We start from the raw sequence: 19,164 nt of genomic DNA on the forward strand, positions 1-19,164 counted from the left end.
CCATGAACAAGAACGGACCGATTGCATTGTGCTTCAATGCACTGGTGATCCTCTTCACGCTGGCCCCGATCCTGGTGGTGTGCGTGATTGCCTTCACCCCCGAAAACACCCTGACCATGAACGGGCCGGAATTCTCGCTGCGCTGGTTCAAGGCGGTGTTTGAGTTTCCCGACTTCGTGAGCTCCTTCTGGAACAGCCTCTGGCTGGCGCTGGCAGCGGCCACCATCTCCACGGCGCTGGCCATTCCGGCGGCCATGGCGCTGGTGCGTTATCCGCATCGCTGGTCCGGCGTCTTGCAGGGCCTGTTCCTGTCGCCGCTGATCATTCCGCACCTGGTGCTGGGCGTGGCGCTGCTGCGCCTGTTCTCGGTGGTGGGCGGCGCGGGCAGTTTTGGCTGGCTGGTGCTGGCGCACTCGCTGGTGGTGACGCCTTATACGATGCGCCTGATCATGGCCGCGCTGATCGGCTTCGACCGCAGCGCCGAGCAGGCCGCCCTGTCGCTGGGGGCCACGCGCTCCACGGTGTTCCTGCGCATCACGCTGCCGATGATCCTGCCGGGCATCACCGGGGGCTGGCTGCTGGCCTTCATCAACAGCTTCGATGAAGTCACCATGTCCATCTTCGTGACCTCGCCCTCGACGGTGACGCTGCCGGTGCGCATGTACATGTATGCCACCGAATCCATCGATCCCATGATGGCGGCCGTCTCGGCGCTGATGGTGGGCATCACGGCGGTGGCCATGATCATCCTGGACCGGGTCTATGGACTGGACCGCGTGCTGGTGGGGCGTTCATGAATCACACCTCTGCTCCTGCACAGGCCCAGCTGGTGCGGCTGGCCGAAGGCGATCGCGCTGCGGTCAGCTTCACGCTGGACGGCCGCCCGGCGACCGCGCTGGAAGGCGACACGGTGCTGACCGCCGTGCTGACCAATACCTGCAGCCTGCGCCGAAATGAATTCAGCGGCCAGCCGCGGGCCGGCTTTTGCATGATGGGCGCGTGCCAGGATTGCTGGATCGCGACCGACAGCGGCGAGCGCCTGCGCGCCTGCTCCACCTTCATCCGTGCCGGCATGCAATTGCGCAGCGGCCAGGAGGAACCCGCATGACGCGCGCAGCTCCCGTCATCGTCGGTGCCGGCCCGGCCGGTGTGCGTGCGGCGCAGACGCTGCTGGCCCATGGCGTGCGGCCCATCGTCATCGATGAAGCCGCGCAGGCTGGCGGCCAGATCTATCGCCAGCCGCCGCGCGGTTTCCTGCGCAGCCGCAAGACGCTCTACGGTTTTGAAGCCAGCCGCGCACAATCGGTGCACAGCACCTTCCATGCGCTGCGCGAGGCCATCGACTATCGCCCCAACACGTTGGTCTGGAATGCCCAGCCGGGTTTGCTGGACCTCATGGATGGCGGCGCGCAATCCGCTTCCACCCTGGCCTGGGAAGACATCATCGTGGCCACCGGTGCGACTGACCGCGTGCTGCCTTTCCCCGGCTGGACCACGCCGGGCGTCTATACGCTGGGCGGCTCGCAGGTCGCGCTCAAGTTCCAGGGCTGCGCCATCGGACGCTCGGTGGTGTTGGCCGGCAATGGTCCGCTGCTCTATCTGGTGGCCTATCAATATGCCAAGGCCGGTGCGCGGGTGGCAGCGGTGCTCGACAGCAGCAGCCTGGCCGACCGCATCGCTGCACTGCCCGCCATGCTGGGCCAGCCGGCCTTGCTGGCCAAGGGCATCTACTACCTCGCCTGGCTCAAGCTGCATGGCGTGCCGGTGCATTCGCACGCGCGGGTGCTGCGCGTGGAAGGCGATGCGCGGGTGCAGGCGCTGGTCTGGCGTCGCGAGAACCTGGCAAGCGCGGGCGGCAAGCCCGGTCCCGAGCAGCGCATTGAATGCGATGCCGTCGGCTTCGGTTATGCACTGCGTTCTGAAACGCAACTGGCTGATCTGCTGGGTTGCCGCTTCCAGTTCGACAGCCTGCAGCGTGCGCATCTGCCGGTGCGCGACAAGAGCACCCGCAGCAGCGTGCCGGGCGTCTATCTCGCCGGTGACGGTGCCGGCATCATGGGGGCCGATGCCGCTGAGCTGGCCGGTGAACGCGCTGCGCTGGCCTTGCTGCAGGATCGCGGCATCGCCGTCGATGCGGCCCGGGTGACGCAGATCGAAGCGGAGCTGGCGCGCATCGGCGCTTTCCGTCTCGGACTGGAGCGCGCCTTCCCCTTCCCCGAACGCTGGGCGGCCACCGCACCGGACGATCTGGTGATCTGCCGCTGCGAGAACATCCGCGCCGGTGAATTGCGCGCGGCCGTGCGCGAGAAAGGCGCAGCGGAAATGAACCGGCTCAAGGCGCTCACACGCGTTGGCATGGGCCGTTGCCAGGGCCGCATGTGTGGTGCCGCGGCCGCCGAAATCCTGGCGCATGCCGCTGGCCTGCCGGTGCAGGAAGTCGGACGGCTGCGCGGCCAGGCACCGATCAAACCGATTCCATTGGGCATGCATGTGCCGGCCCCCGAGCCTGTCTCTGCGCGCGTGATCGCGCTGCATGCGCAGGAGGATGCCTCATGAAGAGCCTCCATACCGAAGTCCTCATCATCGGCGGCGGCATCGTCGGCAGCTCGGCTGCACTGGTGCTGGCCAAAGCCGGACGCCGCGTGACCATCCTGGAGCGCGACCTGTGCGGTGCGCGTTCCAGCGGCATCAACTACGGTGGCGTGCGCCGCCAGGGCCGCCCCGAAGTGCAGCTGCCGCTGTCGCAACGGGCGCATCAGATCTGGGGCGATCTGCAGTCCCTGATCGGCACCACCGGCGAATACGAACGCAGCGGCCACTTCAAGCTGGCCCGTAGCGACGCCGACATGCAATCGCTGATCGCCTATGCCGAACTGAGCCGGCCCTATGGGCTGGGGATCGAACTCATCAGCGGCGAACGCCTGCGCCAGCAATGTCCCTGGCTGGGCGGCGCGGCGGTCGGCGGCTCGCTGTGTTCGGAAGACGGCCAGGCCAATCCGCGCCTGGTCTCGCCGGCCTTTGCGCGCGCCGCCGAAGCGGCGGGCGCGACCGTGATCGAGCGTTGCGAAGTCATGCAGGTGGGCTACGATGGCCGCGACTTCGTGGCCGAAGCGCGGCTGGGCGGCGAACCCTTGCAGGTGCGTGCGGAAGTACTCATCAATTGCGCCGGTGCCTGGGCCAATCGCGTGGCGCAGTCCTTTGGCGAGACCGTCCCGCTGACCAGCGGCCACCCCAGCATGGTGGTGACCGAACCGATTCCCCACTTCCTGCCTTGGAGCCTGGGCGTGGAAGGGGGCTCCATCTACTGCCGCCAGGTGGCGCGCGGCAACGTGGTGCTGGGCGGGGGCCGTGGCTACGAGCAGGATGAACTGCGCGCCCGCGCCTCGCACGATTCCATCCTCGGGCTGCTGCCGCAGGCGGCGGCCTTGCTGCCGGCGCTGCGCCATGTCCACATCATCCGCAGCTGGAGCGGCGTGGAAGGTTACCTGCCGGACCAGCATCCGGTGATCGGCCCCAGCACGACGCAACTGGGCCTGCTGCATGGCTTCGGTTTCTGCGGTGCCGGTTTCCAGATCGGGCCGGCTGCCGGTGAGGCGCTGGCCGAGCTGGTGCTGCATGGCCGCAGCACCATCGCGCTGGATGCTTTCTCGATTGGCCGTTTCCTGCCGCCACGTTCCGACGCTGTCGACCTGTTGTCCTCCCACCCTGAAAGGAAGATCTCATGATGTCGCTTTCCCGCACCGCTGCCCTCGGACTGTTGCTGGCCGCCACCGCCGCCCAGGGGCAGGCGCAGACCCGCACGCTGTACGTCGGCATGAATGGCGGCAACATGGAGAAGACCTTCACGCAAGCGGTGTTCGCTCCCTTCGAGCAGAAGTACAACGTCAAGATCGCCGTGGTGCCCGGCGGCTCGGCCGACATCCTGGCCAAGGCCCAGGCCGCCAAGGACAAGCCGCAGATGCATCTGATGTTCCTGGACGATGGCGTGATGTATCGTGCCGTCGGCATGGGCCTGTGCGAGAAGCAGAAGCCCAATCCCAACCTGGCCAACCTGCTGCCGGTGGCGCACATCAAGGATGACCTGGCCACGGGCGTGACCATCAGCGTTACCGGCCTGGCCTACAACACCAAGGTCTATGCCGAGAAGGGCTGGGCACCGCCGACCTCGTGGCTCGACCTGGCCGATCCCAAGCTCAAGGGGCGCGTGGTGTTCCAGTCGCTGCCTTCGTCCACTTTCGGGCTGCATGCCTTCCTCGCCTTCAACCAGCTCAAGGGCGGCACGGATGCCAACGTCGATCCCGGCTTCAAGGCCTGGCCCTCGACCATCGGGCCCAATGTGCTGGAGTACATCTCCAATTCGGCCAAGATTTCCGAGATGGCGCAGACCGGCGAGGCGGCCCTGTTCCCTTACACGCCCACGCAATCGACGCTCTTGAAGAGCAAGGGCGTGCCGGTGGAATACGTGCAGCCCAAGGAAGGTGCCATTGTGCTGATGGTGGCGCAGTGCGTGATCGCCAACAATACCGAGCCGCAGCTGGCGCAGGAGCTGGCGGCCTATCTGCTCTCGCCGCAGGCGCAAGCCCTGGCGCTGGAAAACGGCAACTACAACCCGACCAATACCAAGGTCCAGGTCAGCGGCACGGCCGCGGCCGAGCAGGCGCGCATGAATGGCTTCGTCAAGGCCGCGCGCGCGGTGGACTGGGATGAGATCAACAAGAACCGCGCCGTGTGGAATACGCGCTGGAGCCGCACCATTGAGAGATGAGATCGGCAGCTCGTCGGCCTGAAACGCAGGAATGCGTAAATGATTTATCTGATTTGGCAGAACCTCTGGTAGTTTTTTACGCCACCTGCGCGGTGGCGTTTTTTTTGCGCTGATGGCGCGTGATCCCCATTTTTGTTTATCTGTGGCATCGATAAATCGATGTCGATTGTGCAATGGCGCAGATAAACCACAGCAGACCGTCCCGAGGCGCGCAGTGGCGGGTAGGGCAAAAATCGCGTATAATGCATGGATCGCTCAAGAACCGAGCGGAAATCCTGATCCCCACGCGCCTTGTCGTACAGCATCTTGCAATCCGCGTGATTCGCATCTTCATCCGCTTCCCCGAGTAAAGACACTGCGCTGCCGGTCTCGCCGCCAGCGGGTTCACCTGTCCTCCGACCTTAACGCTCCCGGCCTCCCCATGGCGTGGCCAGTCGTCAAAGCCAGAGATTGCAAATCCCCGAGCCCTTCCTCCGTGAGGTCGCGTGCTCACGCACAAGAAAGAGAAAATGGCAAAAGAAGAACTGATCGAAATGCAAGGACAAGTCTCCGAAGTCCTCCCCGACTCGCGTTTCCGCGTGGCGCTGGACAACGGCCATTCGCTGATCGCCTATACGGCTGGTCGCATGAAAAAGAATTTCATCAAGATTCTGGCGGGCGACAAGGTCACGCTGGAACTGTCTCCCTACGACCTGAACAAGGGTCGCATCATCTTCCGTCACCTGGAACAGCGCGGCCCCAGCGGCCCCCGTCCGGGTTTCCGTCGCCGCTGAGAGCGCGCGGCGCATCCCTCCCACGCCCAATGGCGTGGTGCGCCGCCTGATGCCCTCCGGCCCGCCTGTCCTTCACGACGGTATGCGCCCTCCCATGATCGGTTTTGCGAAAGAAAAAAAATATGCAAGCTCCGGTCACTCATCAGGAGCAGTACAAGGGCTTTCACATTTCACTGCGCTGTCAGGGCGAGGGTGGCTTGTGGGAGGTTGCCGAAGTTCATATCGCCGACAGCGGCGGGCTGGCGCCGCCCCTGTTTCCACGTCGCCAGCTGCCTGGCCGGTTTGATAGCGCGCTACTGGCCGTGGAGCGCGGCATGGGCTGGGCGCGGGCGGTGATCGACAATCTTGATCCAGCGCTGGATGGAGATTGGCTGAAGTGAATTGCGTTGAGTTGAGCCGGTCCGGATGGGCCGGCGGCTCAAGCTGATGAAGCGCGACGGGCTCTTCCTTCCCTTTCTTTTTCTCACCCCCTCCACTGGCTCCTCCCTTCATGGAGCATGGACACACACCATGCGAAGCCGCATGAACGGTCCGATGTCCCTGCGTTCTCGCGCATCGAAAAAATTTAGACTTTCAGCGCAAATTATTCTCGCCCGACGGTAATTCCATTTCCCTCGGTTAATCTCTGCCCTCCATTTTGGTACCGATGCTTCCGGTGCAGCCTGCCCCGGGACCACCGCGTCAGCGGTGCATCGCCGGGGGCATGAGACTGTCTTCCATCGCTTCTCCTCCCCCGATGCACCTGTGAGCAACTGGATGCCGTTCACCCTGCGACGGCGTTCATCGTTTGGGGATGCAGTGATTTACCTTCCAACTGTGCTGCAGAGGCTTGCGGGCCTGCTGCTGCTCTTTCTTTCCTCCTTGGCCCAGGCGCAGCAGCCGCTCGACGTGGCTTTCGCGGGCTTCGCCTATTCCGGCAGCGAGAGCACGCTGGACGACCGCTTTCCGTACTCGCGCCGCTACGAGGCGACCCGCAAGCGTGCCGGCACCACCCTGCATCAGACACTGATGCAGCAACTGCAGGCCACGCCGCCCGCCCACCTGCGCATCGTGCCGCAACTCGACGAACTCAAGGGCCGCGACCAGGCGCTGGCCGTGGCGCTGGTGGTCGGCAACGAGATGGTCTCCGAGGAAAGCTTCGGCAGCCTGCACAAACTGCTGATCGTGGTACGCGCGCAGGTGATGTTCTTCGATTTCAAGTCCATGAACGTGATCCGTTCCTATCCCGTCAGCTTTGCCTACGTCGACGTCCTGGATCACCCGGCTTCGGAAGACGAGATCCTGTCCCGCATCGCCCTGGTCTACGAAGGCAACGGCGGCAAGCCCGGCATACTCGGCCGCTTCGTCAACAACGTGGCCAAGGCCGAGTTGCCGGCGCAGGTGTCGCGCACCCTGCAGGTAGTCAACGTGCAGGTGCGCCCGGAGGCATCTGGCCTGCTGCCTGACTTCCTGAAGTCCGCTCCCGGCGCATTGGAGAACTGGGCCGCCGATCTGGCCGGCGAAGCCATTTCCACACGCGCCGGCGTACCCATCCTGCCCTTCAGCAAGGGCTATGCGATCGGCAACGTGATGTCCTTCCGCGTCTCCGATGGGGCCGTGTGGGACCTCAGATTGCCCAAGCCCGACTACGAGATCAGCGTCGATCTCACCGGTTTCAAGAAGGTCAGGTTCAGCGAAGTTGAAGGCGGTGCCACCAGCTACGTCTACGGTGCCTACGGCGGCATCCGCCTGATCGAACCGCTGGGCAACAAGGTGTATCTGGATACCGCGCTCAAGAACGGCGAGTCGCGCGTGATTCCGGCCAGCCAGGATTACGTGGACGACTTCCCGCATTTCTATGACGCGCTCAATGGCATGTTCGTCAAGCTGGCCCAGGTCATCGATGGCCGGGGTGACGAGAAATGGCTCAAGAGCGCCGCTGCCGCTCAAGACATCGAACAACAGATTGTCCACACCAAGGAGTTGATGAAGTCATGCAAATAAATCGCCATCCCATCCGCCATCTTTGCCGGTCTTTCCTCATCCTGCTGATGGCGGCGCTGGCCCTGTCGGCGCAGCCGGCCCTGGCGCAGATCCAGCAAGCCCGTGGCCAGTACTCGCTGAGCTACAAGGAATCGGTTGGCGTATTCGACCGCACCGAGGCCTCGCCGGCCATCAAGCAGAAGGCACGCCAGGAGGCCGCGCTGAAGGCGGTCGAAAGCTACTACGCTGAAGCCGGTCAATCGGAGTCGGCCAACTTCGATGCGATCCGCGCCAAGATTCTTGAGAATCAGGATCGCTACATTCTGGATACCACCGTGCTCTCCGAAACCGATGACCCCAAGGAGATGCGCTACACCATCGCCGTGCGCGTCTCGCTGAACCTGGCCAATCTGCGCAACGCCGTGCAGGCCAGCTCGGCGGTGGGCAAGGCAGCCCAGGGCGAGAAGTCGGCCATGAGCTTCGTGTTCGTCTCGCGCCAGGTGGACAGCGCCAAGTCTTACGATGATCGCGTCTACAAACGCCAGGACGAGGGTGCGCAATTCTCCGGCTCGGCCACCGCCAAGGAGAGTTACAAGGAGTCCACCAACGAAGGTGAATCGGTAGGGAAGGGGCGCGTCAGGACCCAGGGTGCGATCTCGCGCGAGAGCCGTAACGGTGTCGACGTGTCGGCCAAGTCGACCGTCACCTCGGAGACCGGCGGCAGCACCACGCGCAAGGCGACCGACACTACCTGGCGCGTGCTGCCCAGTGCCAACCTGAACCAGACCTTCGTGGCCAAGTTCTCCCAGGCCGGCTATGACGTCATCGAAGCGGCCATGGTGGAAACCGCCGGCTTCAAGATCGCCGCCATCGAGGCCGACTACAAATCCGGAAATGATTTGCAGCCGCAGACCCTGCGCGCGATCGCGGCCGGCATGAAGGAGCATCAGATCCCCTACATCGCCCTGGGCACGCTGGACGTCGGCTTGGCCGAGAAGGATCCGCAGAGCGGGCTGCAGCGCGTGGCGGTGACCGTCAATGCCAAGGTGTGGGACGTGACCAAGCCCATTCCCCGCACCCGCGTGGCGGTTGGCCCGGTGGCCTATGCCGGCGTCGGACCGACCGAAGAGGAGGCGCGTGGCAATGCGCTCAAGGCCGCTGCCAGCAATGCTGCCCAGGAACTGTCGAGCCGCATGGCCACCATGGGACTGCAGTGATTGCGCCGCTTTTTTCCTTTGTTTCCCTCTGACTGAAAGATCTTCATGAAAAAAACTATCGCGTTCGCCGTGGTCTCGATGGCCCTGGTTTTCCCTGTTACCAGCTTCGCCCAGTTCGGCAATTTCCTGGGAGGCAGCAAGCCCGCTTCTTCCAGTACAGGTGCCGATCTGTCCGGACAGCAGTCGCAGCTCACGCGCACCTATCGTGCGGCCGGCAAGGACGTGCTGACTGCCAACGGCCACATCGGTGCAGCGCTTGGCATCAAGGCCCAGGCCATCAATGCGGCAGCGACGTCCGATTCGATGTCGGCCAGCGATCTGGAGGCGCAGGACAAGGCCATCAGCGCCGATGCCCAGGCCATCTCTGATGCCTTGAAGAGCGGTGCCACCCTCAAGGATGAGGCGGCCAGGAAGGAATACGCAGAGGGCCTGGTGGTACTGGTCCAAGGGGTGAAGAAATACATCGCCATGTCGGCCGAGGCGCAGACGTTTGCCAATGGCCTGAGCAGCGCCTCGCCGATGCAGCTGCCCGGTCTGCAATCGGGTGCCTACATCGTCAAGAGCCTGCCCACCAGCATCGGCAACCTGACCGGGCTGCTGAAGAATGCGGTCAGCTTCGCCAGGAGCAATGGCGTGGCAGTCCCGGCCGATGCCACCAGCGTGCTGTGATGGCGCCCGGACTGTTCCATTGAGAGGACGCCATGCAGCCAAGAGTGCGAGCAATACTGATGGTCTTGTCGATGGCGTTGCTGTCGGCCTGTGACAGCAAGGACGAGTCGGCTGCTGGTGTTTCGGCCAGCAGTCAGACGACGACCACGGCGGCGACACAGTCGCCGGCGCCGCCGGCGCTGGGCGTGGGCAGTACCAGTCGCGTCAGCCGCGAGGCCGAGGCGGTCGGCAGCACGCTGGAACTGGCCGTGGTGGCTGCCTTGCAATCGGCGGTGGCGCAGGTCAACGGCGTGCAGATGGCGAGCCGGATGCACAGCCTGCGGCAGGGGCTCGATGTGGTGGTCAACGGCGAGCGGGATTCCGTGCGCACCGAGGCCTTCGCGCAACGCATGGTCGCGGCCTCGCAGGGTGCGGTGCTGAGTTACGAGATCCTGTCGCAGGAGGAAATCGACAAGCTCGATGCAGAGACCGTCGCCAAGGTGCAGGCCAGTGATGCCGGGTACCGCTATTCTTCGGCGGTGCAGGGGGAGGGCAGCCAGGGCGCGCAGTCGGCGTCGGCCGAACTCAGTCACAAGGCCATGCGCAGCTACTGGAAGGTCAAGTTGCGCGCCGACATCGCCCAGTACCAGGCTCCCGATGAGAAGGGCCGGCCGAAGATCGTGGTGGTGCTGCCCAAGACCCTGGTGTCCACCTATGCGGTCGGCGACAGCAAGGTTGCCTCCGATGAAGTTGCGCGTGCGGTGCGTGGCCGCCTGTCGGACATCCTCACGCAGACCAGGCGCTTCATCGTGCTGGATCGCGAATTCGGTGCCGAGCTGCAAGCCGAGATCGATCACATCAACAGCGGCAACGTGCGTGTGCAGGACAGTGCCCGCATCGGCCAGCAACTGGCCACGGATCTGTTGCTGATTCCGACCATCGAGCGTTTCGACTATCCGCGCTCGGTACGCAAGCTGCGCATGTCCGCTCGTGAGCTGGTGTCGTACGCGGGCGGCGGTCGCATCACCTTGCGGCTGGTCAACGCGGCCACCGGCCAGGTGGTGATGTCGCAGAGCTTCGAGCACAAGCTGGCCAGTGCCGATCCGAGTACGATGCCGCGGGTCATCGATGGCAAGAGCATGGCGGCCGGGTTGATGGATGCCTTGTCCAGTCAGATTGGTGGTGCCATCGTGACGGAAATCTTCCCGGTATCGGTGGTCTCGCTGGAGGGCGATCAGGTGGTCCTGAGCCAGGGTGGTGAATCGCTGCAGGCGGGCCAGCGCTGGAAGGCCGTCTATCTGGGGGAAGAACTCAAGGACCCGCAGACCGGCAATTCGCTGGGGCGCAAGGAAACGCCGGTGGGGACGATCCGCATTGATCGTGTCGCTGCGCAGACTTCCTATGGCACGGTGGAGGAGGACGGCAAGCTGGGTGACAAGCCTTTCGCTGCCGGTACCATCGAGCTGCGCGGGCCACTGCCCAAGCTCGCTGCCGCTGAAACCGGTGCAGCCAATGGCAAGGAAGCCGCGGCGCCGGTGGCTGCAGCTTCTGCACCAGCCAAGGCCAAGAACGGGAAGCCGAACGTAGCTGCGGCAGCCAGTGAGGGTTCCAAGGCCAGCGCGCCGGTTGTAGATGACAAGTGGTAAGACGTGGAGCGTGGCCCGGTGCGCAAGGATAGAAAAGGATGGCGTCGGGCCGCGACGCTTGATGATGACTCAACGCATCGTCGGGGATCGTCAGTTTGCGCTGCGCCCTCTTGTTCAGTGCCGGTCTCCAGCGCAAAGCAGGTCGGCGGCAAAGCGAAAATGGCTGTCGAAATGAAGGATTTTTCTCCGCTCGCATCAAAGCAGCCGGTTTTGGCGGGGCCGAGGAATAAAAAGGCAAAAATTCCAGGCAATAAAAAAGCCCAGCATCGCTGCTGGGCTTTTTTGTCCTTGATCTACAAGGTAATTCTGGTCGGGGTGAGAGGATTCGAAGCTCATCACCGTAACCTCATGATTTAAAACAGTTTCCTCGTTTGCGCTGGACCAAAATACTGGACCACGATTTGGACCACGTCATCTTAGCGTGCATGCAGGCCTTCCCGCAACGCCTCGGAAGGAGACTATTTTTCTGTCGAACCGATTACTTCGCGCAAAAACTTCTCGACGATCGTTCTCTCTTTGGCATCAAGCCTGTTCAGCGCAGTTGTGACCGTATAAAACAAGTTCATTAACATCGTCTGTTGAGAGTCGCTGAACTCGCTCATTCTATTCAGCAGGGACAGGGCTTGATCGCCCATATCGGGAGCGGTGATCTTCAATAGATCCGTGATGTCGCAGCCTAGTAACTGGGCGATCTGTTCCAAGCGCCCCAGTGTCGGGGAAATATGCCCCGTTTCTAAGCGGCTTACCGTCTCTTTTTCTATTCCCATTTGCTCGGCAAGTTGTGCCTGAGTCCATCCCTTTGCTTTTCTTCGCAAAGCAATAATGCCGCCCACTTCGCGGGCTAGCTGCTTTTCCGAATTTTTGTCTTCTAGTTGCATGACATGCTCCGTCATTTATTGGCAGCGAGCATGTGCTTTTTACGTCAACCTTGGAATGACTCAATGCGTTAATGTTGTATGATCTAATAAATCAATTTTAAATGATTGATCAGTTTTTAACGCATCAAATTTCATTGAAAGGATTGCAATTAGAACATCTGCTGCCCGGCTTACTAAGACAACCAACCCAACTCAACTCAACTCAAGCACTATGAAAATTCAAACAATTGTTGCTGCTGCACTGACCATTGCCGCCATGATGAATGTCGCTCACGCCGAGGAGAGCGGTTTTTATTTGCGAGGAGCTTTGGGGCAAGCCCATACGACTCTGGACACCTCCAATACTGTTCATGCCACTTACATCACCGGCCAAGAGGTGGATAAGCTGGGATTTGAAATTGGCGGCGGATATCGCTTCAACCAGTATGTCGGTGTGGAATTGAGCTATGTCGATTTCGGCAAGCCACACTACAACCTGACTCGTGGTGCAACTGGCGAAACCAGCGTCATGTATGTGAAGAATAACGGCGTCGTTGCCGCAGTGCGCGGCTTCTACCCAGCCAGCGAGAACTTCACTGTGACGGCGCGTGTTGGCGCGATTTTCGTGCATACCTCTCTTGATCGGCAATCAGATTCCCCTGACGATGCCTATACAGGCAAGGACAATCAAATTCACAGCACCTTGGGTATCGGCGGCATGTACAAGTTGACCGACAAGTTGAATCTGACCGCCGACTTCAACTGGTATCCGAAGATTACGAAGACCAACGACAACGCCACCGACACCAATGCCCGCATGATCTCGGTCGGTCTGCAATACAACTTCTAATCGCGCTATGAAAAACACAGTCATGGCAGGCCTCGCCCTGAGCTTTCTTTCTGCCTGCACCACTTTCAACAGCGAACCAACACATGTGGCTTTCGGGAAGATTGTCTCTATTGAGAACCGTCAAATCATCGGGAGTGAGCCTAATTTGGCCGGAGCATTGCTCGGCGGCGTTGCTGGTGGTGCTGTAGGCCACCAGTTCGGCAAGGGCAATGGAAAAACTGCCATGACAGTGTTAGGAGCCGTCGCAGGTGCTGCCGCGGGCAGCCAATATAACCGGACGGAAACAGTAAAACAGGTTTCAGATCTGGGTGTGCAAATGCAAGACGGCAGAGTCTTCACAATCACAGCCACCACAAATGAATTCCGATTGGGGCAGAGCGTGAGAATTGTCCAGCAAGGACACAAGGCAACGATTGAGGCAATCAATAACTGAGAAGAGAGTTCAACATGGGAATACAATGTCCGAAATGCAGCGGCGAAAACGTTCAAGCGATTCGCGCGATTCTGCAATCAGGTACGACGTTCAGTAGCGGCACTGTTACCGGCATTGGCGTTGGAGACGGCTCTGGAGTTTTTGTCGGTACGACCAGCGGTACCAGCCAGACAACATTGGCGTCGAGATTCAGCGCTCCGAAAAAACCGAGCAAGCTTGAGGTGATCGGAACGGGTGTGATGGCGCTTGCATCCTCCCCTTGGCTTGCGGCCAACGGTCCAGACGTGATGTGGCGGTACATGAATCTGGCATTCTGGGCGGTTTTTGCATGGTTCGTCTGGAGCTATCGAAAGAAGTCCGCCGATTACAAAGAAAAATATCCGAAGTGGAAGGCACTGCACGATAACGGCTATTACTGCCATCGGTGCGGAACCGCATATATTCCCTGACCCCTATCCGCATGAAATCTTTAAGCCAGTCCATTGCTGCGGAGAGGTTGAAAGAGCGCCTGTGATTTCTAATGCTGATTTTTCCTGTTGACGTCTTCACGGCAATCGATAAGCAAGCTGCGGTTAGAAAATTTCTTCAAAGAGGTTTTGTTGGAACTGCGGCAATGCCTATATGCATATTCCGGCATCTTCGTAGCTTGTCCGGTGCTTATGAGCACCGGCAGGGACACGCAGCTAACCGGGTCATTGCACAAGTTAAGTTGAACGCGGAAAGCGACCCTTAGCTGTACTTCGGCCGTTCGGAAAGCGGTCATTCAACGACTGACATGAGCTGCAGCCGCAAGCTATTCGTACTATGGAGCTGTTAGGTATTAACACGCACCGACCCTGAGTGGGGAGCAGGTGCTTTAGCACCTGCTCCCGACAGCACCTCGCCCTCCGCTGACGCGGAGTCCAGGGAGTTGCCCGTTTCACTGCCTGCGCAAAGGGTCAGGCTGTGGTTGTGCATGTGGCAGCTTTTCCATCTTTCGAGCATCACAAAGCTCAAAGTTGGCGTTCCGCCACTGGACTTTATCAAAGTTCCTCAGATTGTCGACATGGGCGCCAAGAAACGTCCGCTTTCCGTCATGGATCACACCAAGCGTGAACGCAGTGGAATCCGGCTTTCGAATCAACCCGACGAGTTGAGGAGGTCCTCCGACAGTGTGATCAGTTGAGTTCGCAAGCGTATCACAAAAGCAATGAAAAACCGCGCGGCTGGTTCCCTTGGTAGGCCCATTCCTGTATCTCAAGTAATTTTCATTGAAAGCTGTTGCCCCGGTCCCCAAAGCGAACAGCACATCTGACGTGACAGGCATTCGCTTTTCTTCTCCTCGCCACTTTCCTTCCGAGGTCCACGAAATGGAGTGACAGAAGAAGACGCTGTTCTCCTTCGGATGGCGGGAACCATGGACGATTGTCAGCTTGTTCTTTGCCAGGCCTGCTCTCAGCGCTGGGTACTCAGAAGCTAAGTCGTTTAGTTTGTCCACGATAGCCTGAAACTTCTGCTTCGGAGAGAACTCCGGCGCAAAGAGAAGTCCGGCGTCTGCCAGATCGACGATTTGATTCAGTGCCAACGACGGAAAGAGGACGTCTCCACAATAACCGAGAACGTCGGGCCATCGGGTGAATGCGAAAACCTTGCGGCCTGCGTCAAAGGAGTTTGACCTGTCCCACGATAACCTGCTGTCGCTCGCAATGTACAACGAGGACGTGCCATGAGTGTCTATGCCGACCCAAGATACGAGCAGAGTCATTGCTGAGGGCCTCTATGAACCCGAATGTTCGACGTAAGGAGCAGCTTGCACGTTCAAGCAAGTCGTTCCCTTGACGGAAGGGTTGAGCGATAGTTTGCAGTGCAGCTGCATGCTTCAGTTCCTAGGCTTCGACATGACTACGACCGGCATTCCAAGTGAAGGTAATTCATCCCCGACAGACCGCCACTTGGTGGCGCTCTCGTCGACCCAAGTCTTTGGTTTCCTGCGTTCTAGTGCCACCCAATCGGGACGGTGGTAGAGGCGCAAGGCAAGAACGACTACTGCGTTCGTGAAGCGGAATCTCGGATCTTGAAGAGGGTAACCTGCGTCCTTGGGAAGATCGGACTTGAGCGTGGAGCATAGGCCTTGGATGCGGGGACTTGAGAAGGACATGCCGTGCTTCTGGTGCGCGAACTCGTTTCGCACCTTCCGGATGAGTCCAATTTCATTGTATTCAAACTCGTCGATGAGGCCTAGCGCGTAGCACGCTTCGGTTCTTGACGAGAAACTGCTGAGGGGAGCGCTTCCATCATCAAGCAACTTTGCAGTGCTCTGTACTTCGCAAAAGAATGAACGAAGTGTCTCGGTGAGGCGGTCATCAATCAACGCTGCTGCCACCAAGGAGAGGCCCCGGTCCGTCTCGCGCTTAAGCTCCTCGACGAACTTAGCCAAGTCTTCTGCGGTAGAAAGGAGCATGCGTGGTTCCTCTGTGGCTCAACTGCAAATTTAACAGGATACCCAGCGTCCGCTATGCATGGGCGCGGATCGAGCGTCAGGCTGTATGACGCCCGTTCATTCGGCGGTCAGCATATATAAATTCTATTCTAGCAATAAATCAACTAGCAAAAAATCTTTACCCTCCGCCAAGGAGGATAAAGCTGCCCGTCAGCGTACCGTATCTGCTTACGGCACCGGGATTGGTGAAGCTGATTTATTAGAATGGCTGCTGACAATGAATCGGATTGGTTGATTACAAGGCGCCGTTATATGTCCCTGTATTTCCCGACGGTCCTTTGAGAAAACAAAAACAATGGGGCTCACACCCCATTTTCTCTTTCGCGAAATCAATCCGTGTCGGAGTCGTATCCAAACGCCTGAGAAATTTCATCCATTTCCTGTTGCACCTGATCGGACAAGTCGTCCGGTGAAAAAACACCCATCGTCAAGTTGACACAGCGCACACGCTTCTTGTCGATGCCGCTGCCAACCGTCTGACGTGCTTCCTGCATGTCAGGAAAGAAGGTACGGAGCCGAGTGTAAAACTGTGGCAAGGCACATGGCGTCAAATGATTGTGGCGGCAGTATTCGACGTAATCATGAAACAGTACACTCTTGTCCATGTAAAGCTGGCTAGGGCTGCAATAGGTAATGCCAGCATATTCCACCCAGCTCGCGACACTATTGGAATCCAGTTTGGCCTGATGCTTGGCGACGTCGACTGCCTCAGGCACGATGAACTTGCCGTCACGCTGCAATTTCTGCAGTCCCAGCAACGCCCAATCAAGAACCAGATGCAGTTCGTGTTTAATGATCTGCTGATCCAGATTCAGAATGGCCTTTCCGTTCGTGAAGGTCTGGTTCCATTCAATGACATGGAAGCGGCGCCAGAATGCATCCGACTGATCGATCAAGGCTGGCAAATGGTTGGCGCAGATGATGAACTTGGCACTATTGGCATAGCCGATGGTTTCCTTGTACTTCCTGTCGATCACAGTTGATCCGCCAGAAATCAGCGACTTCAACACCTGCTGGTTAATCTTACCCTTTGGGGTTTCGTCACAGGCGACCAGGGTGGCTCCGATCAGACTGGTCAAGTAAAAGCCGTCCAGCTTGTCCAGTTGCACAGGCACAGCATTTTCGTGCAAGGCCATCGCGATCTTCAACATGGTGCTCTTGCCGTTACCGCCTTTCTCGCCAATCCAGAACTGGGCGACCTGATGATCGGTATGACCGGTCAGCGTGTAACCAATATAGGTTTGCAGCAAGCTGCGCACCTCTGGGTCGGGCAATGAAGAAACCAGAAAGCGGGCAAACATCGAATCATCAGGCAATGGGGCAGGACAGTAATCCCCGATATTCATGCTGGCTGCGATAGGCACGGCATGGGTAACACCGATGGTGCGGTTGGGGCGCTCGGCTTGAATCAAGCCCTGTTCATCCACCCAAAGCCACCTGTCACACAAAGGAATGATCAAGTCAGCAGGCTTCGCTGGCAACTTGTTTGCCATCAGCAAAACAGCCTTGATGCAGCTTTCCGCCGTGGCGACCGTGGCACGCTTGCCCATGTTCTTGCTCAACCAGTTCAATGCCATGCGCGTGGCATCCTGATCGTCCTGGACTTTCCAGAAATGGCCGTTCCAGCAGTACAGCAATCCGCCATTGGCACTGATATCGGGATTGGCCTGGACATGGTGGGCATACTGCATTTCTGCGGACAGTTCGCTGTGAGGATTTTTAATCACAGGCTTGGAATTGCTCACGACGTTACCTGCTTGATGCGTACTACGATTTTTTGCAAATGGATTCATCTTTTTCTCCTTTAAGTCAGTTTTTGTTGATGCTGCTTTTTTTGTTACTTGGGAGTTGATCGCTAAAGATGAAAGGTCGTCGCTATAAAAAAGTCAGGTCGTCGCTGTATGGGTAAAACATGCCAAGATGGCTGGGGAAAAACAGTAATCAGTGGTTCAACGATTCGAAATAGGCGTTGCCGAAATCTGCATGGGCCCAGTCGTTGCCGTTGTCAGGCAAGCTGTGATCACCCCGCCTGATCCGCTCTTCCGCTTCACTTAACAATTCGCACCGTGCAATGTACGGAGGAATGTGGGATTTCTTTGGCAGGTAAGTCTCCCTAAAGACATCCTTGGCACATTCTTCATCGTTAGCCTCGACCACCATCTCGTCGAACATGCCGAGGTCATAAAATCCAATCAAATATTTATCCATCACGTTTCCTTTCTTGTTAGTCGTTGTTTTCGTTATTCGGCTTCCAGGTGCATTCGTTTCCCCAGCCGGCCCAGCCAGCAGCGGGTTCGCCACGGCAGAACAACTCCACCTTCTGCAATTCGGGATACATGTCGTCGATGATCTGGTAGAGATCGACCGGCTTGCGACTGTGTTCGGCACGTGGAAACTTCAACACGGAGGAGGGGCGGGCACCGTAGGGCACTTCAGGAACCTGCCCCTTGATACCGATCATCAGTACCTCATGCGCTTGGCGGAAGTACGCACCTTGCCCCATCACGTTCTTGTCCCAGACCGCACTGGTCTTGAAGGTAAAGCCCCATGCCGCCATAACTTTCAAGCCTTCGCACAGCAGTGAGGAAGAACACCACATGAACAGCACCGCGTCCTCGGTCGTAATGTCATGGATCGGCATGTCGCAGATATCCTCAACAGGCATGCAGGGATAGCCCACAGCAAATTCACCCATGTAATCCCAAGGGGGATCGGCATAGACCACACTGAACGTGCCCAGTGATGCTTCCAGCGGCTTATTGTTGGCACGCTTGGCCTCGATCTGCTGAATACGCTCCAGACGACGGGCTTCGAACTTGGCCTTGTTGATCGCCTTGCTGGCATCCTGAATCGCCTTGATGTCGTCGAAATTCAGTTGTGCCTGATCTTCCTTGGCCAGGTTGGCCAGCCTGGACGCATTGCTCAAGTCAATCTTCCCCGCTTCCACCGCTGCGATCAGTTCAGGACTTCCGTGAGTGAGCACCTTCTTGCCACGGGCAATGGAGTCGGTGGAGATATTCAGATCGGCAGCGAGCTGCTGCTGGGATACCGCCCCGGCGGTATGCTGGTTCGTTCCCATGCCGGTATTGCACAGACGTGCAGCGATCAATGCACGCTGATTGATATCCAGATGGCGGCGATGCAGATTGATGCTGACAACGGTTGCCTGCATTTCGGCATCGTTCGCTGCGGCCATTTCCTCAAAGCGCGGATCGATGCCAAGCTCGATGCAGGCACGCAGGCGATGACGACCATCCACCACTTTGCCCTGGTAGCAGAGGATCGGCATCCTCAGACCGTATGCCGAAATATCGGCCTTGAGTTCGTTGAACTCGGTTTCGGACATTTCGGGGAACAGATGGGCCACCTCGTGGATTTCCAGTGACTGGGTTGTGGATGCTGCTTCTGGCTGGTTGTTTTCAAACACATGACTCATTTTTCTTCTCCTATTAAAAACTCTTTGCTGCAATTTTTTCGGCCGGTTTACGAAGTTCGTCTGTAAATTCCTTCCGCATGAAATTCGCTATTTCATTC

At 59.0% G+C, this 19,164-nt stretch carries 23 protein-coding genes; 16 read left to right on the forward strand and 7 right to left on the reverse strand.

Annotated elements, in window-relative coordinates:
- Positions 1-2 precede the first annotated feature (2 nt).
- The 5 genes from E2K99_RS01915 to E2K99_RS01935 are packed head-to-tail and all read left to right on the forward strand — an operon-like array spanning position 3 to position 4,765.
- Positions 3-797 carry an ABC transporter permease gene (locus E2K99_RS01915; protein ID WP_134221159.1) on the forward strand — a complete coding sequence of 265 codons (795 nt, stop codon included), beginning with the start codon at positions 3-5 and terminating at the stop codon, positions 795-797.
- A complete protein-coding gene (locus E2K99_RS01920) occupies positions 794-1,108 on the forward strand; it encodes a (2Fe-2S)-binding protein (RefSeq protein WP_039790460.1) in 315 nt (104 codons plus the stop codon). The genes E2K99_RS01915 and E2K99_RS01920 overlap by 4 nt, the downstream gene beginning before the upstream one ends.
- On the forward strand, positions 1,105-2,556 hold the full coding sequence (locus E2K99_RS01925) for an FAD/NAD(P)-dependent oxidoreductase (protein WP_134221160.1): 1,452 nt from the start codon (positions 1,105-1,107) through the stop codon (positions 2,554-2,556). Before E2K99_RS01920 ends, E2K99_RS01925 begins: the two co-directional genes overlap by 4 nt.
- A complete protein-coding gene (locus E2K99_RS01930) occupies positions 2,553-3,725 on the forward strand; it encodes an NAD(P)/FAD-dependent oxidoreductase (protein ID WP_134221161.1) in 1,173 nt (390 codons plus the stop codon). The genes E2K99_RS01925 and E2K99_RS01930 overlap by 4 nt, the downstream gene beginning before the upstream one ends.
- Complete coding sequence (locus E2K99_RS01935) at positions 3,722-4,765, forward strand: ABC transporter substrate-binding protein (protein ID WP_039790463.1); 1,044 nt, start codon at positions 3,722-3,724, stop codon at positions 4,763-4,765. The genes E2K99_RS01930 and E2K99_RS01935 overlap by 4 nt, the downstream gene beginning before the upstream one ends.
- A 44-nt stretch (positions 4,766-4,809) precedes the next feature.
- On the opposite strand, the gene E2K99_RS25765 is transcribed toward E2K99_RS01935, so the two are convergent.
- Positions 4,810-5,070: a hypothetical protein gene (locus tag E2K99_RS25765; protein ID WP_240733834.1), complete on the reverse strand. Its 261-nt coding sequence runs from the start codon at positions 5,068-5,070 to the stop codon at positions 4,810-4,812.
- Positions 5,071-5,274: 204 nt separating this feature from the next.
- Here E2K99_RS25765 and infA point away from each other — a divergent pair, with 204 nt between their 5' ends.
- The 7 genes from infA to E2K99_RS01975 all read left to right on the forward strand — a co-directional run bounded on the left by infA (position 5,275) and on the right by E2K99_RS01975 (position 11,368).
- A complete protein-coding gene (gene infA, locus E2K99_RS01945) occupies positions 5,275-5,538 on the forward strand; it encodes a translation initiation factor IF-1 (RefSeq protein WP_006713209.1) in 264 nt (87 codons plus the stop codon).
- A 122-nt stretch (positions 5,539-5,660) separates the two neighbouring features.
- The gene (locus E2K99_RS01950; RefSeq protein ID WP_134221162.1) at positions 5,661-5,918 is read left to right on the forward strand and encodes a hypothetical protein; all 258 of its coding nucleotides are present in this window, start codon (positions 5,661-5,663) and stop codon (positions 5,916-5,918) included.
- Between the two features lie 418 nt (positions 5,919-6,336).
- A complete protein-coding gene (locus E2K99_RS01955) occupies positions 6,337-7,521 on the forward strand; it encodes a hypothetical protein (protein WP_240733835.1) in 1,185 nt (394 codons plus the stop codon).
- On the forward strand, positions 7,512-8,717 hold the full coding sequence (locus E2K99_RS01960) for a hypothetical protein (RefSeq protein ID WP_240733836.1): 1,206 nt from the start codon (positions 7,512-7,514) through the stop codon (positions 8,715-8,717). The genes E2K99_RS01955 and E2K99_RS01960 overlap by 10 nt, the downstream gene beginning before the upstream one ends.
- A 45-nt stretch (positions 8,718-8,762) precedes the next feature.
- The gene (locus E2K99_RS01965; RefSeq protein ID WP_134221163.1) at positions 8,763-9,386 is read left to right on the forward strand and encodes a hypothetical protein; all 624 of its coding nucleotides are present in this window, start codon (positions 8,763-8,765) and stop codon (positions 9,384-9,386) included.
- 44 nt (positions 9,387-9,430) lie between these two features.
- On the forward strand, positions 9,431-11,011 hold the full coding sequence (locus tag E2K99_RS01970) for a CsgG/HfaB family protein (RefSeq protein ID WP_240733837.1): 1,581 nt from the start codon (positions 9,431-9,433) through the stop codon (positions 11,009-11,011).
- A gap of 18 nt (positions 11,012-11,029) precedes the next feature.
- A complete protein-coding gene (locus tag E2K99_RS01975) occupies positions 11,030-11,368 on the forward strand; it encodes a hypothetical protein (protein WP_134221164.1) in 339 nt (112 codons plus the stop codon).
- A 101-nt stretch (positions 11,369-11,469) separates the two neighbouring features.
- Here E2K99_RS01975 and E2K99_RS01980 read toward each other — a convergent pair whose 3' ends face one another.
- A complete protein-coding gene (locus tag E2K99_RS01980) occupies positions 11,470-11,889 on the reverse strand; it encodes a helix-turn-helix domain-containing protein (protein WP_166675025.1) in 420 nt (139 codons plus the stop codon).
- Between the two features lie 211 nt (positions 11,890-12,100).
- Here E2K99_RS01980 and E2K99_RS01985 point away from each other — a divergent pair, with 211 nt between their 5' ends.
- Genes E2K99_RS01985 through E2K99_RS01995 form a run of 3 tightly spaced genes read left to right on the forward strand, consistent with a single transcriptional unit; the run spans position 12,101 to position 13,600 of the window.
- Positions 12,101-12,718 (forward strand): porin family protein, encoded by a 618-nt coding sequence (locus tag E2K99_RS01985; RefSeq protein ID WP_134221166.1) that lies wholly within the window; start codon positions 12,101-12,103, stop codon positions 12,716-12,718.
- A 22-nt stretch (positions 12,719-12,740) separates the two neighbouring features.
- Positions 12,741-13,151, forward strand: a complete 411-nt coding sequence (locus E2K99_RS01990; RefSeq protein WP_166675026.1) for a glycine zipper 2TM domain-containing protein — start codon at positions 12,741-12,743, stop codon at positions 13,149-13,151.
- Positions 13,152-13,165: 14 nt separating this feature from the next.
- Entirely contained in the window at positions 13,166-13,600 is a 435-nt protein-coding gene (locus tag E2K99_RS01995) for a hypothetical protein (RefSeq protein WP_134221168.1), read from the forward strand.
- A 470-nt stretch (positions 13,601-14,070) separates the two neighbouring features.
- Here E2K99_RS01995 and E2K99_RS02000 read toward each other — a convergent pair whose 3' ends face one another.
- Positions 14,071-14,895, reverse strand: a complete 825-nt coding sequence (locus E2K99_RS02000; protein WP_134221169.1) for a hypothetical protein — start codon at positions 14,893-14,895, stop codon at positions 14,071-14,073.
- Positions 14,896-15,009: 114 nt separating this feature from the next.
- Positions 15,010-15,591 (reverse strand): MltR family transcriptional regulator, encoded by a 582-nt coding sequence (locus E2K99_RS02005; protein WP_134221170.1) that lies wholly within the window; start codon positions 15,589-15,591, stop codon positions 15,010-15,012.
- Positions 15,592-15,676: 85 nt separating this feature from the next.
- Between E2K99_RS02005 and E2K99_RS02010 the strand changes: the two genes are divergently transcribed.
- Positions 15,677-15,865, forward strand: a complete 189-nt coding sequence (locus tag E2K99_RS02010; RefSeq protein WP_134221171.1) for a hypothetical protein — start codon at positions 15,677-15,679, stop codon at positions 15,863-15,865.
- A 94-nt stretch (positions 15,866-15,959) separates the two neighbouring features.
- Here the strand turns inward: E2K99_RS02010 and E2K99_RS02015 are convergent, their stop codons facing one another.
- The 3 genes from E2K99_RS02015 to E2K99_RS02025 form a co-directional block, all read right to left on the reverse strand.
- The gene (locus tag E2K99_RS02015) at positions 15,960-17,423 is read right to left on the reverse strand and encodes a DNA primase family protein (protein WP_134221172.1); all 1,464 of its coding nucleotides are present in this window, start codon (positions 17,421-17,423) and stop codon (positions 15,960-15,962) included.
- A gap of 148 nt (positions 17,424-17,571) precedes the next feature.
- Entirely contained in the window at positions 17,572-17,838 is a 267-nt protein-coding gene (locus tag E2K99_RS02020; RefSeq protein ID WP_134221173.1) for a hypothetical protein, read from the reverse strand.
- A gap of 16 nt (positions 17,839-17,854) precedes the next feature.
- Entirely contained in the window at positions 17,855-19,066 is a 1,212-nt protein-coding gene (locus tag E2K99_RS02025; protein ID WP_134221174.1) for a Spo0J and IME4 domain-containing protein, read from the reverse strand.
- Between the last annotated feature and the right edge of the window lie 98 nt (positions 19,067-19,164).

Source organism: Herbaspirillum huttiense (genome assembly GCF_004367745.1).
Taxonomy (GTDB): Bacteria; Pseudomonadota; Gammaproteobacteria; order Burkholderiales; family Burkholderiaceae_D; genus Herbaspirillum; species Herbaspirillum huttiense.

Bases quoted from the DNA above. Each gene is read 5' to 3' on its own strand.
- E2K99_RS25765 (WP_240733834.1), bottom strand. From the start codon at position 5,070: ATGCTGTACGACAAGGCGCGTGGGGATCAGGATTTCCGCTCGGTTCTT.
- E2K99_RS01990 (WP_166675026.1), top strand. From the start codon at position 12,741: ATGGCAGGCCTCGCCCTGAGCTTTCTTTCTGCCTGCACCACTTTCAAC.
- E2K99_RS01960 (WP_240733836.1), top strand. From the start codon at position 7,512: ATGCAAATAAATCGCCATCCCATCCGCCATCTTTGCCGGTCTTTCCTC.
- E2K99_RS02025 (WP_134221174.1), bottom strand. From the start codon at position 19,066: ATGAGTCATGTGTTTGAAAACAACCAGCCAGAAGCAGCATCCACAACC.
- E2K99_RS01935 (WP_039790463.1), top strand. From the start codon at position 3,722: ATGATGTCGCTTTCCCGCACCGCTGCCCTCGGACTGTTGCTGGCCGCC.
- E2K99_RS01995 (WP_134221168.1), top strand. From the start codon at position 13,166: ATGGGAATACAATGTCCGAAATGCAGCGGCGAAAACGTTCAAGCGATT.
- E2K99_RS01930 (WP_134221161.1), top strand. From the start codon at position 2,553: ATGAAGAGCCTCCATACCGAAGTCCTCATCATCGGCGGCGGCATCGTC.
- E2K99_RS02015 (WP_134221172.1), bottom strand. From the start codon at position 17,423: ATGAATCCATTTGCAAAAAATCGTAGTACGCATCAAGCAGGTAACGTC.
- E2K99_RS02020 (WP_134221173.1), bottom strand. From the start codon at position 17,838: ATGGATAAATATTTGATTGGATTTTATGACCTCGGCATGTTCGACGAG.
- E2K99_RS01925 (WP_134221160.1), top strand. From the start codon at position 1,105: ATGACGCGCGCAGCTCCCGTCATCGTCGGTGCCGGCCCGGCCGGTGTG.
- E2K99_RS01920 (WP_039790460.1), top strand. From the start codon at position 794: ATGAATCACACCTCTGCTCCTGCACAGGCCCAGCTGGTGCGGCTGGCC.
- E2K99_RS01915 (WP_134221159.1), top strand. From the start codon at position 3: ATGAACAAGAACGGACCGATTGCATTGTGCTTCAATGCACTGGTGATC.
- E2K99_RS01985 (WP_134221166.1), top strand. From the start codon at position 12,101: ATGAAAATTCAAACAATTGTTGCTGCTGCACTGACCATTGCCGCCATG.
- E2K99_RS02000 (WP_134221169.1), bottom strand. From the start codon at position 14,895: ATGACTCTGCTCGTATCTTGGGTCGGCATAGACACTCATGGCACGTCC.
- E2K99_RS02005 (WP_134221170.1), bottom strand. From the start codon at position 15,591: ATGCTCCTTTCTACCGCAGAAGACTTGGCTAAGTTCGTCGAGGAGCTT.
- E2K99_RS01980 (WP_166675025.1), bottom strand. From the start codon at position 11,889: ATGCAACTAGAAGACAAAAATTCGGAAAAGCAGCTAGCCCGCGAAGTG.
- infA (WP_006713209.1), top strand. From the start codon at position 5,275: ATGGCAAAAGAAGAACTGATCGAAATGCAAGGACAAGTCTCCGAAGTC.
- E2K99_RS01950 (WP_134221162.1), top strand. From the start codon at position 5,661: ATGCAAGCTCCGGTCACTCATCAGGAGCAGTACAAGGGCTTTCACATT.
- E2K99_RS01965 (WP_134221163.1), top strand. From the start codon at position 8,763: ATGAAAAAAACTATCGCGTTCGCCGTGGTCTCGATGGCCCTGGTTTTC.
- E2K99_RS02010 (WP_134221171.1), top strand. From the start codon at position 15,677: ATGACGCCCGTTCATTCGGCGGTCAGCATATATAAATTCTATTCTAGC.